The sequence below is a fragment of the Flavobacterium amniphilum genome, assembly GCF_023634845.1.
In the GTDB taxonomy this organism is placed as follows: domain Bacteria; phylum Bacteroidota; class Bacteroidia; order Flavobacteriales; family Flavobacteriaceae; genus Flavobacterium; species Flavobacterium amniphilum.
Genome location: NZ_JAMLJL010000001.1, coordinates 94,726 through 111,917 on the forward strand (window position 1 = coordinate 94,726; position 17,192 = coordinate 111,917).

13 protein-coding genes and 2 tRNA genes are annotated in these 17,192 nt (G+C 38.0%); 8 read left to right on the forward strand and 7 right to left on the reverse strand.

Going from position 1 to position 17,192, the window contains the following annotated elements; genetic code table 11:
- Positions 1-104 precede the first annotated feature (104 nt).
- Together NAT51_RS00440 and NAT51_RS00445 are read left to right on the forward strand one after the other, a co-directional pair.
- A complete protein-coding gene (locus tag NAT51_RS00440; protein ID WP_250593969.1) occupies positions 105-3,503 on the forward strand; it encodes a T9SS type A sorting domain-containing protein in 3,399 nt (1,132 codons plus the stop codon).
- 28 nt (positions 3,504-3,531) lie between these two features.
- Positions 3,532-5,577 (forward strand): M13 family metallopeptidase, encoded by a 2,046-nt coding sequence (locus tag NAT51_RS00445; RefSeq protein WP_250594483.1) that lies wholly within the window; start codon positions 3,532-3,534, stop codon positions 5,575-5,577.
- Between the two features lie 27 nt (positions 5,578-5,604).
- On the opposite strand, the gene NAT51_RS00450 is transcribed toward NAT51_RS00445, so the two are convergent.
- Genes NAT51_RS00450 through NAT51_RS00480 form a run of 7 tightly spaced genes read right to left on the reverse strand, consistent with a single transcriptional unit; the run spans position 5,605 to position 11,867 of the window.
- On the reverse strand, positions 5,605-6,540 hold the full coding sequence (locus NAT51_RS00450) for a DMT family transporter (protein WP_250593970.1): 936 nt from the start codon (positions 6,538-6,540) through the stop codon (positions 5,605-5,607).
- On the reverse strand, positions 6,540-7,343 hold the full coding sequence (locus tag NAT51_RS00455; protein WP_250593972.1) for an SDR family oxidoreductase: 804 nt from the start codon (positions 7,341-7,343) through the stop codon (positions 6,540-6,542). Before NAT51_RS00455 ends, NAT51_RS00450 begins: the two co-directional genes overlap by 1 nt.
- Complete coding sequence (locus NAT51_RS00460) at positions 7,330-9,681, reverse strand: M20/M25/M40 family metallo-hydrolase (RefSeq protein ID WP_250593974.1); 2,352 nt, start codon at positions 9,679-9,681, stop codon at positions 7,330-7,332. The genes NAT51_RS00455 and NAT51_RS00460 overlap by 14 nt, the downstream gene beginning before the upstream one ends.
- 2 nt (positions 9,682-9,683) lie before the next feature.
- A complete protein-coding gene (locus tag NAT51_RS00465; protein ID WP_250593976.1) occupies positions 9,684-10,031 on the reverse strand; it encodes a hypothetical protein in 348 nt (115 codons plus the stop codon).
- On the reverse strand, positions 10,028-10,570 hold the full coding sequence (locus NAT51_RS00470; RefSeq protein ID WP_250593978.1) for a YfiT family bacillithiol transferase: 543 nt from the start codon (positions 10,568-10,570) through the stop codon (positions 10,028-10,030). The genes NAT51_RS00465 and NAT51_RS00470 overlap by 4 nt, the downstream gene beginning before the upstream one ends.
- A gap of 2 nt (positions 10,571-10,572) precedes the next feature.
- Positions 10,573-11,382 carry a hypothetical protein gene (locus NAT51_RS00475; RefSeq protein WP_250593980.1) on the reverse strand — a complete coding sequence of 270 codons (810 nt, stop codon included), beginning with the start codon at positions 11,380-11,382 and terminating at the stop codon, positions 10,573-10,575.
- The gene (locus tag NAT51_RS00480; RefSeq protein ID WP_250593982.1) at positions 11,379-11,867 is read right to left on the reverse strand and encodes a DUF6265 family protein; all 489 of its coding nucleotides are present in this window, start codon (positions 11,865-11,867) and stop codon (positions 11,379-11,381) included. Before NAT51_RS00480 ends, NAT51_RS00475 begins: the two co-directional genes overlap by 4 nt.
- A 184-nt stretch (positions 11,868-12,051) precedes the next feature.
- Here NAT51_RS00480 and NAT51_RS00485 point away from each other — a divergent pair, with 184 nt between their 5' ends.
- The 6 genes from NAT51_RS00485 to NAT51_RS00510 all read left to right on the forward strand — a co-directional run bounded on the left by NAT51_RS00485 (position 12,052) and on the right by NAT51_RS00510 (position 17,153).
- A complete protein-coding gene (locus NAT51_RS00485; protein WP_250593984.1) occupies positions 12,052-12,384 on the forward strand; it encodes a single-stranded DNA-binding protein in 333 nt (110 codons plus the stop codon).
- A gap of 104 nt (positions 12,385-12,488) precedes the next feature.
- Positions 12,489-14,426 (forward strand): M1 family aminopeptidase, encoded by a 1,938-nt coding sequence (locus tag NAT51_RS00490; RefSeq protein WP_250593986.1) that lies wholly within the window; start codon positions 12,489-12,491, stop codon positions 14,424-14,426.
- A gap of 75 nt (positions 14,427-14,501) precedes the next feature.
- Positions 14,502-16,100 (forward strand): site-2 protease family protein, encoded by a 1,599-nt coding sequence (locus tag NAT51_RS00495; protein WP_250593988.1) that lies wholly within the window; start codon positions 14,502-14,504, stop codon positions 16,098-16,100.
- A gap of 77 nt (positions 16,101-16,177) precedes the next feature.
- A tRNA-Asn gene (locus NAT51_RS00500) sits at positions 16,178-16,251 on the forward strand.
- 36 nt (positions 16,252-16,287) lie between these two features.
- A tRNA-Asn gene (locus NAT51_RS00505) sits at positions 16,288-16,361 on the forward strand.
- Between the two features lie 309 nt (positions 16,362-16,670).
- On the forward strand, positions 16,671-17,153 hold the full coding sequence (locus tag NAT51_RS00510) for a cupin domain-containing protein (protein WP_250593990.1): 483 nt from the start codon (positions 16,671-16,673) through the stop codon (positions 17,151-17,153).
- Positions 17,154-17,192 lie beyond the last annotated feature (39 nt).

The window sequence follows — 17,192 nt, forward strand, 5'->3', positions numbered from 1 at the left end:
AATATTAAAAATCAATGGCTTAGTTTTCTGAAAACAAAAAAAACATTGTTAAAATTTTCTTTATGGCACAAATGATTTCTATTTTTGAACAAACTAAACAACCAATGAAAAAAATCTACCAACTAACCGCATTGCTTCTAAGCTCTTTATCAGGGTTTTCCCAATATAACGATAAAGCACCCTGGATACAAAATTTAAGTACTTCAAAAAAAGAATCGTCATTCAAAGAAGTTGTTGATGCATTCAATGACTACTGGAAAGACAAAGACCACAATCTTAAAGGCTGTGGCCACAAACCATTCAAACGCTGGGAAAATTACTGGCAAAACCTGGTAAAAGAAGACGGTACCTTAATGACAACCGGAGAACTTTGGAATGCCTGGGAACAAAAAGGACGTTCGAAAGCAGCCCGCCGTGCTTTACCGGTGAGCAATTGGACGCCTACAGGACCTTTCACGCATACCAACACCGGCTCATGGTCATCAGGACAGGGAAGGGTAAATTTTATTTGCGTAGATCCATCCAATCCTAATACCATTTATATTGGTGCTCCGGCCGGAGGTCTATGGAAATCAACCAATAACGGTTCCACATGGACTGTATTAACAGATAACTTGCCACAAATAGGTGTTTCCGGAATTGCGGTAGACTATTCGAATCCAAATACCATTTATATCGCTACAGGAGACAAAGATTCGAGTGATACTAATTTTGCAGGTGTGTTTAAATCAACAGATGGCGGGACAACATGGAATAATACAGGATCTTTATCGGGTACATCACTGGCAGGTGATTTATTTATTCATCCTACTAACAATCAAATTCTTTGGTGTATTACAAATTCCGGCATATTCAAAACCAGTAACGGGGGTACTTCCTGGACAAATGTAAGAGCCGGGAATTTTGCACAGGGATCATTACGATTAAAACCCGGTGACCCAACAACCGTTTATGCGGTTGATGGTGATAATTTTTACAAAAGTACAGATACCGGAACCACATTTACAATCAATGCTGCTGCTGCCGGACTTCCGGCAAATTCAGGGCGTTTAGTAATGGATGTTACTGCAGCCAATGCAAATTACATTTACATTTTAAGTTCAACTACAGCCAACGGATATCAGGGTATTTACAGATCGGTTGACAGCGGTGCAACCTGGACCAGAACTGCCAACAATACAAATGTTCTCGAATCAACCCAATCATGGTATGACCTCGCATTTGCAGTATCACCAACCAATGCTGATGAATTATATACCGGCTGTCTGAACATCTGGAAATCAACCAATGGAGGAACATCTGCGACAAAAGTCAACAACTGGAATGCTCCGACAAGTGCCAATTACACCCATGCCGATATACATTACTTAGGCTTTTACGGAAACAGGCTTTTCGCAGGAACAGACGGAGGTATTTATGTTTCTTCCAATAACGCAACATCCTTTTCAAGTTTAACTGCCGGACTACAAATCAGCCAGTTTTATAAAGTAGCCGTTTCTAAACAAACTTCAGCTAAAATGGTGGGAGGTTTGCAAGATAACGGCGGACATGCTTATAGTGGCAATGCATGGAAAAATTATTACGGTGCCGATGGTATGGATACCGGGATTGATCCTAACAACAGTAACAAATTTTATGGTTTCATCCAATATGGAGGAACGATGTATATCAGTACAACTGCCGGTGATTCCAGAACATCAAGTGTTAGTGCACCTGCAGCCGAAACCGGAACCAATGATGACGGTGGCAACTGGGTAACACCACTGGCCACTAATTCTGCAGGCGAAATTTTCTCCGGATATAACAGATTGTACAGACTTAACGGAGCTGCCTGGGTACAACAATCAACGAATGTAATTGGATCAGGAAATGTGGAACTAATCAGTATTGACCCGAGTAATGACAACATCATGTATGTTTCCAATGGAACACAATTGTATAAAAGTGTTGACAGAGGTGTAAATTTTGTTCTTAGCTATACTGCTCCCACAACCATTACTTCAATTTGTGTAAATTACTCCAATAGTAATACAATCTATTTAACAACATCAGGAACCGGCGGACAAGCATTAAAATCAACAGATGGTGGAACTGTGTTTGCCTCTTTTTCGACCGGATTGCCGTCTATAGGTAAAAACGTTATCAGACACCAAGGAAGAAACACTCTGAATCCGTTGTATTTGGGAACTACACTCGGTGTTTATTACAGAGATGATTCGATGACACAATGGGAGCCTTTTGATACCAACTTACCGAACGTTCCGGTTACCGATCTGGAAATCAACATCGAGGATAACACTATTACAGCAGCAACATACGGAAGAGGAATCTGGCAATCGCCTATTCCGGCTGAAGTTCCTGCTAATGATTTGAAACTGGTTTCGGTAGATGCTCCGTCATCAAGTATTTCCTGCGACGGATCTGTAACACCTCAAATCAGTGTTAAGAACAACGGTACAAATCCAATTTCTTCAGTAACAATTACTTATGAATACAACGGTGTTCCACAAAATTATGTATGGAACGGAACCATAGCAGCATCTGCAACACAATCGATCACAATTCCGAGTTTTACAGTAGCAACCAAAGGTATTTATACTTTTAATGTAAATTCGACTATTACAAGTGATGCTTATTCAGATAACAACCAGGGTAAAACCACTTTTTATATTGACAACGGAGGTACAATCGGTGTTGTGAATACTTTTGAATCGGCACCGGATGATCTATTAACCTATACCGAAGGCAGTGCTTCAAGCCAGTGGCAAAGAGGTATAAATACTAATGGAGCTTTGGCAACGGGAACGAATAATGTGTATACCACTAATTTTACAGGAAATTATCCTGATAATGTTAAAGCCTACCTGATTTCACAATGCTATAATCTTACAGGAGCCGTAAATCCGTTGATCAAATTCAAATTAGCGTATAATTTAGAGAACAACTGGGATGTTGTTTATGTTCAGTATTCAACCGATTTTGGCCAAAACTGGAGTTTATTGGGAACCCAAGCCGCAAACTGGTATAACAGTAACAGAACACCGGCTACAACCGGATCTGATTGTAACAACTGTCCAGGCGGACAATGGACTGGTACCGACAACACTCTTAAAACCTATTTTTATCCTTTAAACACCTTAATCGGACAACCGAATGTAATATTCAGAATAGTTTTCCATTCTGATGAATCTGCAAACTTTTTAGGTGTTGTTGTCGATGATTTTGTGATTGAAGGAACTTTGGCCAATGATGACTTTGAATTACAAAATGTGTCTATCTATCCTAACCCTTCACACGGCGTATTCAATATATCAACCGTTAATAAAAACATTGACAAAATCGAAGTTTACGATGTTACCGGAAAAACAATTTTCAATAAAAAAAGTGTAACAAATTCCAATTTTGAATACTCATTGGACTTGAGTACGGTTTCTAATGGGGTATATTTCATTAAAATAACTTCAGACAACCAAACTACTGTTAAACGAATAATTAAAAACTAGCATGAAAAACCATTCAAAAGCTGGCTTTATGGCTTTGCTATGCCTTGGAATCTCTCAGGGTTATGCACAGGACAGCAAGTCGGACACCAAAAAACTGGAAGTAAAAAATCCGGGAATTGACCTTAACTTAATGGACCGTTCCGTAAAACCGGGAGACGATTTTTTCCGTTTCGTAAACGGAACCTGGTATGACAAAACTGAGATACCTGCTGACAAAACCCGTTGGGGAAGTTTTGACGAATTACGCCAAAATACTGATAAAGATGCTTTAGCAATCCTAAAAGAATATACTTCAAAAAAACTGGATCCTAAATCAGATCAGGCAAAAGCGGTCAATGTATACAAAACATACATGGACACTATTAGCCGTAATAAAAAAGGGATCAAACCCTTAAAACCGTATTTAGCAAAAATTGACGCCATCAAATCGGTTCAGGATGTCAATAAATTAATCACTGAAATGACTCCGGAAGGTGGTACCGGTTTTTACAGTGCGGGTGTTGGCCCTGATGCTAAAAACTCTAACCGTAACGTAGTTTATATTGGTTTGGGAAGTCTTGGTTTACCGGACAGGGATTATTATGTTTCCGACGATAAAGATTCCAAAGAAAAACGTGAAAAATATGTAGCGCATGTGAGCAGAATGTTGCAATTCTTAGGCGAAAAACCTGCTGATGCCCAAAAAAGTGCAGAAAAAGTTTTGGCTTTGGAAATTGAAATGGCGCGTCCGCGATTAGACCGTGTGGAAAGACGTGACCGACGAAAAACGTACAACCCTATGAGTCTTGCCGATTTACAAAAACTGACTCCTTCGGTAAACTGGAATTCTTATTTACAGGAGGTAGGTATCGGAAAAGTTGACACATTAGTCGTTTCACAACCAAAATACATGACTGCTCTGGAAGATGTTTTCAAAGCAAACAAAGTAGACGATTGGAAAGCTTATTTGCGTTGGACCCTAATCAATAAATCAACTGGGGTTTTAACAAGCGATATTGAAACAGCCAACTGGGAATTTTACAGTAAAACCTTAAAGGGAGCATTAAAACAACGTCCACGTGAAGAAAGAGCACTACAAGTGGTAAACGGAACCGTTGGTGAAGCGTTGGGTAAATTATATGTGGAGAAAAAATTCCCTGCAGAAGCAAAAGACAAAGCAAAAGCAATGATTGCAAATATCTTTTTGGCTTTTGAAAACCGCATCAACAATTTGCCTTGGATGACGCCTGCAACCCGTAAAGGTGCTATAGACAAACTAAGAAAATCAACTGTAAAAATTGGATATCCTGATAAATGGGAGGACTATTCTGCATTGGTTATTGTTGGAAAAGAAGAAGGCGGAAATTACTACGACAACATGAAAAATGTAGCGCGTTGGGGCTTTGCCGAAAATGTGGCCGACTTGCATAAACCGGTTGATAAAACAGAATGGGGAATGTCACCACAAACGGTAAATGCGTATTATAACCCTGCTTATAATGAAATTGTATTCCCTGCAGCAATTTTACAACCTCCTTTCTATGATTACAAAGCGGATGAAGCTGTAAATTACGGTGGAATCGGTGCTGTTATCGGACACGAAATATCTCACGGATTTGACGATTCAGGAGCACGTTACAATGCTGATGGAAATTTAATGAACTGGTGGACTGAAGATGATCTGAAACAATTTACAGGTTTAGGCGGTGCATTGGCTGCCCAATATTCAGCTTTGGAACCACTGCCGGGTATTTTTGTGGATGGTAAATTTACTTTGGGTGAAAACATCGGAGATTTAGGTGGTATCAATGCTGCTTATGACGGATTACAAATGTTCCTGAAGAAAAACGGAAGACCGGCTGATCTTGACGGATTTACTCCGGAACAGCGTTTCTTTATTTCATGGGGAACAATCTGGCGTTCAAAAATGAGGGATGAAGCAATCAAAAACCAGGTAAAAACAGATCCTCATACGCCTGACATGTACCGTGCTTACGTGCCGTTGCAAAACGTAGACGCTTTCTATGAAACATTCGGTATCAAGGAAGGTGACAAAATATATGTAAAACCGGAGAACAGAGTTAAAATCTGGTAATCAGAATACTTAAAAATTAAAAGGCGCCTAAACAGCGCCTTTTTTATTTCCTTTCCGTAATGAATAATTAATCAGATAAATTCCTGCGATCACAAAACAAACTCCGGTCACAATAGCAATGGTCAGAGGTTCATTAAAAATTAAACTTCCCAATACAACGGCAATAATCGGGTTTATATAAGCGTAGATACTGCTTAGTTCCGTTGGAAGTTTCTGCAAAGCATAAATGAATGCAATAAATGTTGTTATTGATCCGAAAACCACTAAATAAGCAATTGACAGCCAGGCTTCAGACGGAATTTCTTCCAATCTGACCGATCTTCCGGTGGCTCCCGTATACGCAAAAAGCATGATGCACGAAATAATCATCTGCAATCCCAGACTGAAATACGGATTGAAACTGGCCGCCTTCTTCTTAGTATACAAACTTCCGGTTGCCCAAGTCATGGTAGCAATAACTGACAAGATAATCCCGAATTGGAAATCGGGACGTAATAAATCGGCTAAATAATCGGAAAAAACGATACAAACCCCTCCAAAACTAACCAGTAAACCTATAATAGAGAGCTTTGATAATTTTTCTCCCTGAAAAAAACTAATGATTACAATCCATAAAGGAAAAATAGCCCCGATAATGGCTCCTAATCCGCTGGATATAAATTTCACACCCCATGTACTCAAACCATTACTCAAAACAAAATTTAATATACTCAGTATGAAAATGGTTTTCCATTGTTTCTTTTTGGGCCAGGGTTCTTTTTTCCAAACGAAGTACAACACATAAAATCCACCGCCTATAAACTGGCGTATGGCAGCAAGTTGCAAAGCCGGCATGTGCTTCACACCTTCTTTACTGGCCAGCCATGTGGTGCCCCAGAAAAAACTTACCCATATCAGAGCCAGCACAGGTAAACCAATGGATTGTGATTTCTGTGTGATGGTATTTTTTATTTTAGATAACATTAGTAAAGTTCCAATTTAAATGAATAGTCTAATTTTTTTTCAACTTTGCAGGATGCAATCACTTTTCCGGTTGATGAATTGTCTTTGGAAAATTGTGGCAACGGCAAATTCAGTTTACTGGCTTTTTGGGTATAATAAGCAGCTCTTGATGGGTGAAAAGGTGCTACTCCGTTAAAAATTTCACCCCAACTTTCTTTTTCAAGGATCTTAGTTATGATTCCGATACAATCTTCTTTATGAATTAAGTTAACGGGCATTTGTGGATTTTCCAGATTATTTCTTCCCGCCAGATGTTTTACAGGATGTCTGTCTTCACCAATCAATCCACCAAATCTGAGAATTGTCGTTTTAAAGTTAGTGTTAGCTTTCAACATATTTTCGATTTCCATTAACTGTTTTCCGCTTTCGGTTTCAGGATTTGGAACCGTTTCTTCTGAAACCAATCCGTCATTATCACCATACACCGATGTTGAACTGATAAAAAGTAGTTGACTGATTTCCGAAGCTTCGATAAAGCGGATGAGATTTTGCATTTTTTCCACAAAACTATTTGAACCGTCCGTCTTTACTTTTGGCGGAATGTCAATTATTAAAACCTGAGATCCTTCCAGAAATCCATTTACATCACCTTCAATATTCTTTTCATTTAAACACAGTAGAAACGGATTTATTTTCAAACCTTCCAAAACAATTATTTTGTCAGTGGATGTTGTTGAACCTTTTACCGGAAATCCTACTGCAATCAATTTTTCAGCCAAGGGTAAACCCAGCCAGCCACAACCTAAAATACTAATTTGCATCATCAGTATTTACAGTTAATTTTTTACGGGCTGTTATTTTTGGAGTTGGCTTTATTTTTTGTTCAATAACTATGGCATCGTTTAAAATAAAAGGTGTCGGCATCATCCAATCCCTTCTTTTGGCAATACTGAACAATGGATTTTCCAATAAATCAAACGAACTTTCCTTCAATTCCATATCCAGTTTTTGAGCAGTGGAAATTTCAAACTCCATCGTTAAAGGAATATTATCCACCACATAATACGTTACCAGTTTATTTTTTGCCGAACCGCCAATTTTACTTTTCATTTCGATTGGCCTTACACCGTTAGCGATTAAATTATTGACTTTACCCTTATTTAAAAAGATGTCATAACGGTTAACTTTACGGTTAGGTGTTATCACAATTTTTAAATATCTTTTGTTTCCGATTACCGAATCTTTGACAAAATCAATAGTTGGCAATTTCAGACTTTTAACCGGTGCATCCGCCATCAATGTCAGTTTCGTTTTATACTTGCTGTACATTTTATTTTTGTTCAGTATTTCTGCCGAAACTGCTTTATCGCCTAAATATCCTTTTGTCCATTCATCCAGGTTTACATCAAAAGTTGCCCAATGTGCTTTTTGTTGGTCTACATTAAAAATATACACCAAGCTGTTTGGTTTCGCTTTTCCTTTTTCATATCCTGACGACTGGTGTGCTTTAACAAAAAAGGCCATAGACAATCCGAAAAACAATAAGGCCCACAGTTTTTTCCGGGTAAAAGAACCAAAAACCGGCAGTAACAATCCGAATATCAAAACGGTTAAGACGGCACTTACCACCAGAATTTTCAATCCTAAACCAATTGGGAACATTTCCACAAAAGGAGCTAGAATTACCAAAGTAGGAATTGCCAGAACCAAATTCAGAAGAGGATTTGATTTTTGCGTAACCACATGATACCCTAACAACAGCGTACTTGCCAGAACCGGTAAAATATAAAATCCGGCACCCTGCAATTTAAATGCAATCGCCGCATTGATGATCAGCCAGAAAAACAAAGGCGCAACCAACTGATTATATTCCAATGGCTTTTGCTCTTTGCTATGATAGAACAGGAAGCAAACAGCTAAAGTCAGCGATACAAACGCATAAATATAATCATGACCGTTATACGTAAAACCCTGTTGGATTTCTGTGTATTGCGGATACCATTTCAAAAGTAATTTCCATCCGAAAAAAGCAATCAATCCTGAGACAATCAACGCACCCAGAAAAGGCAAAAATCCCTGAAATATTTTCCCGGGTAACAAGATTTGCTTTCCGATTCCCACGAACAGAAATGCAAGAAAAAGTACCGATGCCAAAATCAGCATAGGAAAAACCCAATCAAACGGATACGTCACAAAAGCATACGGAATATTGAAATATACTTTATCCTCCTGTGAATTAAAATCAGTCAGATCAGCATTGGCAAAATATTTCAGCAACGGAAACAAATTGGCGCCCTGATGCATCAATGAATTCCGGTTTAAATTTTCGTAATTATCCTGCTGCGTATGGTAATTGAAATGATTATCGATAAAGGCAAAATTAAATCCCTGTATGTTTCCCTGTTGTCTGAAAACCGTCAGATCGGTGTCATTAGGAAGCATTTTATAAATGCTGTACATTAAAGAGTTAGAAACTGTGTAGCTGGAATTTCCTTTTTGGAAAGCATCAATCATTTTAGCATTCCCTTCATTCGTTTCCATCAGCATGTAACCCGGCCCTGCCGAACCGCGTGCTTCAAAATTTATGGCAAGGCCAACTTCCTTTGCCCATTTGTGCTGTGTTACGAAAAGTGCCGCACCATTCAATCCCAGTTCTTCTGCATCAGTAAACAATAAAATAATATCATTTTTAGGTTGCTGTTTATTCGCCTGGTACGCTCTTACGCATTCTAAAATAACGGCAACCCCGCTGGCATCATCACTGGCACCCAATGACTTCGAGTGCGGTGCACTATCATAGTGTGATAATAATAAAAGTGCTTTTGAGCCGGATGAACCTTTAATTTTGGCCAGGACATTTTTGGATTTGACCAATGTTCCGCCGTCAGAAAGTGTGAAACCTTCCTGAACTTCAGGTTTTAATCCAAGGGATTGTAACTCATTAAAAAGATATTTTGCAACTGTTTCATGATTGGCTGAACCCACATAATGGGGTTGCTTTGTCATGGCTTTTACTTTTTCCAACGCTCTTTTAGTGGAAAATTCTGTAGTCGTGTACTCTTTAGAAGCATCGTACTGGGGTGTCATGGAATAGAAGACCAGAAATAAAACAACTACGATACATAAGAATGAAGAAAATGCTGTGGTGTTGGACTTTTGCATAATTAACTGTCTTTTTTAACTAACACATAACTTTCGTTTTCAATGGCCATGTAGCCCTGATCATATAGAAAATAATATGTGTTACCGGTTTTGGTAGTATAGATTGAGGTGAAATATTCGAAATCGAAACCTTTGGCCAGCAATTTACTTTTGGTTGCTTTTGCTTTGCCTTCCGGGTTAAGCTCGGTGAGGATACGGTAGTTTTTGCGCAACTTATTATTAATGTTCCGCATCAGGTTGTTACTGTCTTTATTCATTTTGTTATTGTAGCTATTCCGACAGCCGTCGCTACAAAACTTTTTGTCTTCACGTCCAAGGATTTTTTCCCCGCATTCCAGGCAACTTCTCATAGGCTGAATTCTCCTTTATATTGCAAAGCCTGTCTGATGTGTGCCAAATGGTGTTCACAGTGCCATTGGTAAATTCCCAATCCTTCCTTGATTGTAAACAATCTTTGGTGCTGTGGATGAAAATACATCCTGTTCCAGTCACTCTCAGATAGGTTTTCCAAAACTTGTGTCCAACGTGCATGAACGCCTTCTATAATTTTCAGTGAAGCCGAAATGTCATTATTGAGACCGTCATAGAGTTCAGCCCAAAGACCTTCTTCATAAGGCCGGATCACCGGCGATTCTTCGGTCAGTGCCAATTTGATCCTGATCAGCGCATTCATGTGGCTATCGGCTAAATGATGTACAACCTGCTTGACAGACCATCCTTCAGGACGGTAATGCCAGTTCAATTCATCCGGAGATAAATCCCCAACTGCTTTTTTTAATAGGTCAGGAAATTCGGCAATGGTTCTTTTCCAGCGCTCCAGATGACTACTGCAGAAGTCTTCGGGAAAATGGAAACTTCCGATTGGAAATTTTAAAAGTTCAAGATTCATAATTAATTAAAAGTGATATCTATATATTCTTCAGATTTTACTTTATGACCGTTTATTATTGCAGGTTTCCACAATTTCATTTCTTCAATAACTCTTTTAAGTTCGTCTTTTAAGTATTTCATATACCTTCTGTTTTCCGGTTTAATGTTATGCGTAAACAATTCATTACTGATTGTTTGCGCTTTACCGTTTTGATCAACTACAATTTTAATACTAACATATTCTCTTTCATTATTTTTCATCTTTCCATACTTCCAATCTTTAGGCAGGATAAATTCTTTAAGTAAAATATCTTCAACCTGGACTGCATCATTAGTATTCGGATATATTGCATTTTCATCAACTTCAAAATAGTTATAAACTTTTGATTTCCATCTCGAATCTGAGATTTCATGTGCCTTTTTTAATAATTTCTGAATATAATTTTCTCCGAATCTCTTACATATTACACTGTCCATACAATAGCCGTAACAATTTGAAAGTCCAGTACAATTTTCACCTAAAAAATCATATTCAATACCATCCTTTTTAAGTAATTCAATGAATTCATCTTCATATTTCTGAAATATACCGAATTCTGCAAAAACTAATTTATTATTTTCAATATCTCTGATTGCTCTTTTATATTCTTTCATGCAATCTGCATCTTTAGAATCAAAATCATGAACATATTTTTTATCAAACACAATTACTTTTTCAACTTTTTTATCAATCGATGACTCTTGAACTGGTTCTTTACATGAATTCAAAATTAATCCCACTATGATAAAAAATGAAAATAATCTCATTTCTTGTATTAGCCTGAAAATCATTTTTTAGCTTTTTTGAATTCGAATGTCAGTTCTTTTTTGGCGTCTTCTTCAAAAACATAAACATTCATTCCGTTTTTGGATTTTTCATAGGTAATCCCTTCAAACCACACTTTGTTTTTTTCGATTTTCACCAACTTAAACTCTTCCTGGATCGATTGGTTGATAGGTTGCAATTCAACATTGAAATGTCTTATTTTCAAAACCAGGGTATTGCTTTTTTGTTCAATATGCCCCAATTCATAGAAAAAAACGGCGTTGTCCCGCATCATTTTAAAACAGAACATCATGGTATTGCCGCTGGGAACACCCCAATTTTCTTCACTGTAACCAAAAGCAGAATCGGCCACCCAATTCCCGCTTATCCATTTCACATCCTGAAGCGTTGCAGCCGGACTGGTCTGTCCCGCCTCCAATCGGATTGTGTTTTGTCCCACCATCGATTGCAATGACCAAAAAAGTAATAGCACTGAAATTGCTTTTTTCATAAAACCGGCATAAGTGATTTCCTTCAAATATAGTTAAAAAAATCCACTTTCAAACGACAACAAACGGTTACAAACGAAATTAAATGCTTCACTACCGAATAAAAAGAATCAATCAACACATCTTTGCATTGTCGAATGAAGACAATAGTAAATCAATAACAGTAACATTTAAATTTTACAAGCCATGAATGCATTAAAAAACAAAGTACAATTAATCGGACATGTAGGTCAGGAACCTGAAATCAAAACCCTCGAGGGCGGAAGAAAGTTAGCCAAACTTACCCTGGCCACAAACGAATCCTACTACAATGATAAAAAGGAAAAAATAACCGACACCCAATGGCACAACCTTACGGCCTGGGGTAAAACCGCCGAAATCATCGAGAGCTTTGTAAACAAGGGAAAAGAAATCATGATTGAAGGAAAATTAACCTATAACAGCTGGGAAGATAAAAACGGTGATAAACGTTATTCAACCGAAATTGTAATCAATGAATTACTTTTATTAGGAAAATAACAAAACAGAGTGCGTTAACTCGCACTCTATTACATATTTAACAAAATTATCGTTAAATTCTACAAAGAATTAGTTAGTTTTGTGAAAAAACTACAAGCTTTACAATGAAAAAAACCACCCAAATCGTATTTTTATTATTTTCCCTTATTGGGTTCGCCCAAGAAGAGGAATTTCATAAAATGGTCGAAGCAGAAATGAAAACTGCTTCCAAAAAAATGGAACTCAGGATTAATCCCAACACGACTAATTATGATGTTACCTATTCCAAATTAGAATTTACCGTTAACCCATCGGTTTACAATATCGTCGGAAAAGTAACCACCACTTTCAAGGCTTTGTCCAACATGACAACGGTTACCTTTGAACTAACAAACCAATTAACAGTTAGCTCTGTTAAAAAAGGAGTAACCAATCTTACTTTCACACAGAATGACAGTAACGAACTGATCATTACATTACCTTCAACCGTAACAACCGGCAATTCGGAAACAGTTGAAATTAATTACAGTGGTGCTCCGGCAACAGACAATCAGGCTTTTTCAACCGGTACACACGGAAGCAGCATTCCGGTTTTAACCACTTTATCAGAACCGTACGGCGCTCTTGACTGGTGGCCATGTAAACAGGACTTAAACGATAAAATTGATTCAATAGATATATACATTACTGCTCCGTCGACTTATTTAAGCTCGTCAAACGGTGTTGAATTATCAAGAACGATCAATGGCGCAAATGCCACTACACATTTTAAACACAATTATCCAATCCCGGCTTATTTAGTTGCCATAGCCGTAAGTAATTATACCAAAAAAAATACAGGAACAGCAGGAACAGTAACCACTTTCCCAATTGTGGATTACATTTATCCGGAAAACGACAACGCCGCAAATATTGCCAATTTGGCACAAACAGCTCCTATCATCAATTTTTATGAAACTAAAGTAGGCGCATATCCCTTTAACACCGAAAAATACGGACACACACAATGGAACTGGGGAGGCGGAATGGAACATTCCACTAATTCCTTTATGGTTAACTTCAGCCGAGGGCTACTTTCCCATGAATTGGCCCACCAATGGTTTGGTGATAAAATCACATGTGGTTCATGGAAAGACATCTGGCTAAACGAAGGAATTACTGAGTATTTATCAGGTTTAGTTGTGGAAAATTTCGACGGGGCAGCCAGCTTCGTTACATGGAAAGGCAACAAAACAACGAGTATTACAAGTCAGCCAACAGGGAACCTATACTTATATGACTCCCAACTGACTGATGTGAACCGCATTTTCAGCAGCAGAATTACATACAACAAAGGTTCTATGGTAACCAATATGTTACGTTACGTCATGGGTGATACCAATTTTTTCCAGGCTTTGAGAAATTACCAGGCTGACCCTTTATTAGCTTACAAATATGCTGTTACACCTCAATTCCAGGCACATCTTGAGGCTGTTCACGGAAGCAGTCTTCAGGAATTCTTCAATGACTGGGTTTACAAAGAAGGATATCCTATTTATGCTATCAATGCCTATAAATCAGGCGCAACGCAGGCAATTGTAACCATTAACCAAACACAATCCATCACAAATTCGGCACAAACCGGTTATGTTTCCTATTTTGAAATGCCAGTACCGGTACGGTTAACTTTCAGCAACGGAGCCACACAGGATTTAAGACTTAACAATACTTTTAACGGACAGAATTTCCTGGTGACAATTCCGGCCGGTGTAACCATTACTGCCGTTACTTTTGACCCGAATAAAGATATTATTTCAAGAAACAGCACGACTACTTTATCAAGTGATGATTTCACCTTCAGTAATCATGTAAATTTATTCCCGAATCCTTCACGTGAATATGTGGAAATCGAATTACCTTCATATGCCACACTTCAAAAAGTAAATTTCTATACTGTTTTGGGCCAGAAAGCTTTTGAAAGCAATTCCAACAAAATCAATATTTCAGGTTTAAGCAACGGTATTTACAGCATTATCATTGAAACCTCAGAAGGTAAAGCTCTTAAAAAATTTATAAAAAATTAATTCGGCATAAATATTGACACAAAAAGTAAGGCGAAAACCTTACTTTTGTCGTTTTAATACCAAACAAATTTAAAAATGATTCAATTAGCACAGATACTTTTCATCCTTTCGGTATTGGTTATTTTACACGAATTCGGACATTATATCACTGCAAGAATGTTTAAGATGAGAGTAGAAAAATTCTACTTATTCATGGATGCAGGCTTTTCATTACTTAAAAAGAAAATCGGGGACACCGAATGGGGAATCGGGTGGCTTCCACTTGGAGGTTATGTAAAAATTTCCGGAATGATCGATGAGAGCATGGATACCGAACAGATGAATTCTGAGCCACAACCTTGGGAATTCCGTTCTAAACCGGCTTGGCAACGTTTAATCGTTATGCTTGGCGGAATCATTGTAAATATCTTATTGGCTTGGTTCATTTATTCGGTAACGTATTCAACAACCGGAAAAAAAGTAATTTCGACTGAAAAAGTTCAGGAAAACGGTTTGGCTTTTGGGGAAGTCGGAAACAAAGTCGGTTTCAAAAACGGAGATAAAATTATTTCCATTGACGGAAAGAAATACGACGATTTCAAATTCGTGACCATGGCCGTTTTGTTTGGTGACAAAGTTGAAATTGAAAGAAACGGAAAAAAAGTTGAGCTTTTACTAACCGATGAAGAAAAAGGGGAAATCATTAAGAAAGAAGGAAGAGGTTTTGTGGCAGCGAGAACTTCCATCAATGGTTTCTTTGTTGATTCAATCGGCAGAAAAGACACCGGTATTGAGCGTTTTGACCAAATCATCGGAGCTGACAATAAAAAATTCACGTATTCGGATGAATTGTCGGACGTATTCAGACACAGACAAAACGATACGGTAGAATTAATCTTAAAGAGAGACGGAAAAGAAGTATTGGCCAAAGTAAAAATTGACAGTACGGGTAAAACGGGCATCAATACCGAAAATGTTATTATCAGTTTCAATTTGAATCTTAAAAGTGCTGTAATCGGAACCTTTTCAAAAGATTCACAAGCAGAAAAAGCAGGCGTTAAATTTGACGACAAAATCCTTTCTGTTAACCACACCCCTGTAAACGATCTTATTGATTTCAAAAAACAATTGGACGAGATCAAACCTAACGGTACGGTTGAATTAACCTTAATGAGAAACAACAAAGAGATTCCGGTAAAAGTTGCCTTGGATAAAAACAAAAAAATGGGCATTGGCTTCTCAGACAAGCAACTGGAAGAAAAATACATCGAAAGACACAAAATGACTTTAGGCAATGCTATTCCTGAAGCTATTTCACAAACCTGGGATATGTTTGCTTACAACATCAATTCATTTAAACTGATCTTACGCCCTAAAACAGGTGCGATTATGCAGGTAAAAAGTCCGATTGGTATTGCAAGACAATTACCGGACACTTGGGATTGGGAATTTATATGGAATTTTACCGCATTGTTTTCAATCGGTTTAGCCTTCATGAACTTATTACCGATACCGGGATTAGACGGTGGACATGCTTTATTTACCATTGTTGAGATGGTTACCGGAAAAAAATTAAACGATAAGGCAGCAGGCTATGTTCAGACGGTTGGAATGATTATCTTGCTGAGTTTGATGGCTTTCACCTTCGGAAAAGACATTTACCAATGGGTGATGGAAGTCATCAGTAAAAAATAATCGTAAAAAATGTGCATTTTTTATTTGAGATTTTAAAAAATCCTTTATATTTGCACTCGCTAAAAAGATATTAATCTTCCTCCTTAGCTCAGTTGGTTAGAGCATCTGACTGTTAATCAGAGGGTCCTTGGTTCGAGCCCAAGAGGGGGAGCAACTTTTTAGCAAACATATTTACCTTATAGGTGATTCCTCCTTAGCTCAGTTGGTTAGAGCATCTGACTGTTAATCAGAGGGTCCTTGGTTCGAGCCCAAGAGGGGGAGCAAAAAGCCCGATACTGAAGTATCGGGCTTTTTTATTTCCACCATTTTGGAGAAGAGCCCAAGAGGGATTTGATACAAAGAGGAGGACTGCCACTGGCAGTCAGGTACAAATTACGAAAGAAAAGGCTTTTCACTAAACAAAGTAATTTGAATTCAATTTAAAATATTGCTCTTTTATTTTACTCTATATACTTTTAGCTTACATCCACCACTCCGAAACCATCTTTACCGGATTATGATTATCTTTACTATAGCATTTGTTCCTTAACTCAATCCCTGACGGAATTGCAAAACTTTTAAAAGAATCACATGACAGGAAAAGAAAAAAAAGTAACGGCAGTTGGTCCTGATGAAGGTGAAAAAGTAAAAATGGCCGGTGGTGCCTACCGAATTATCTTGTCCGGGAAACAAACCGGCGGAAGTCATGCCGTGATCGAAATGTCTGTCCCTCCCGGTGCCGGCCCCAACCCGCACTCCCACCCGGACTTCGAAGAAACTTTCTATGTACTGGAAGGCGAAGTGGAATTCAAATCGGAATCCGGCAGTTATACCGCAAAGGAAAATTCTTTTATACGCATTCCAAAAGGCGGAACCATACATGGTTTTAAAAACCGGACCAATAGTAACGTCAGATTATTATGCACAGTAATCCCAGCAGGTCTGGATGATTTCTTTCAGGAAGCTTCTTCATTTATGACCTCAACGCCAACTGAAACCGAAATAAAAGAAACCATGATGATACTTTCAGAAAAATACGGCGTAAAAGCATTTCCTGAAGATTACTTAGATTAACCCAAAATATAAATACCACTTCACTCCTTTTTGAAAAAT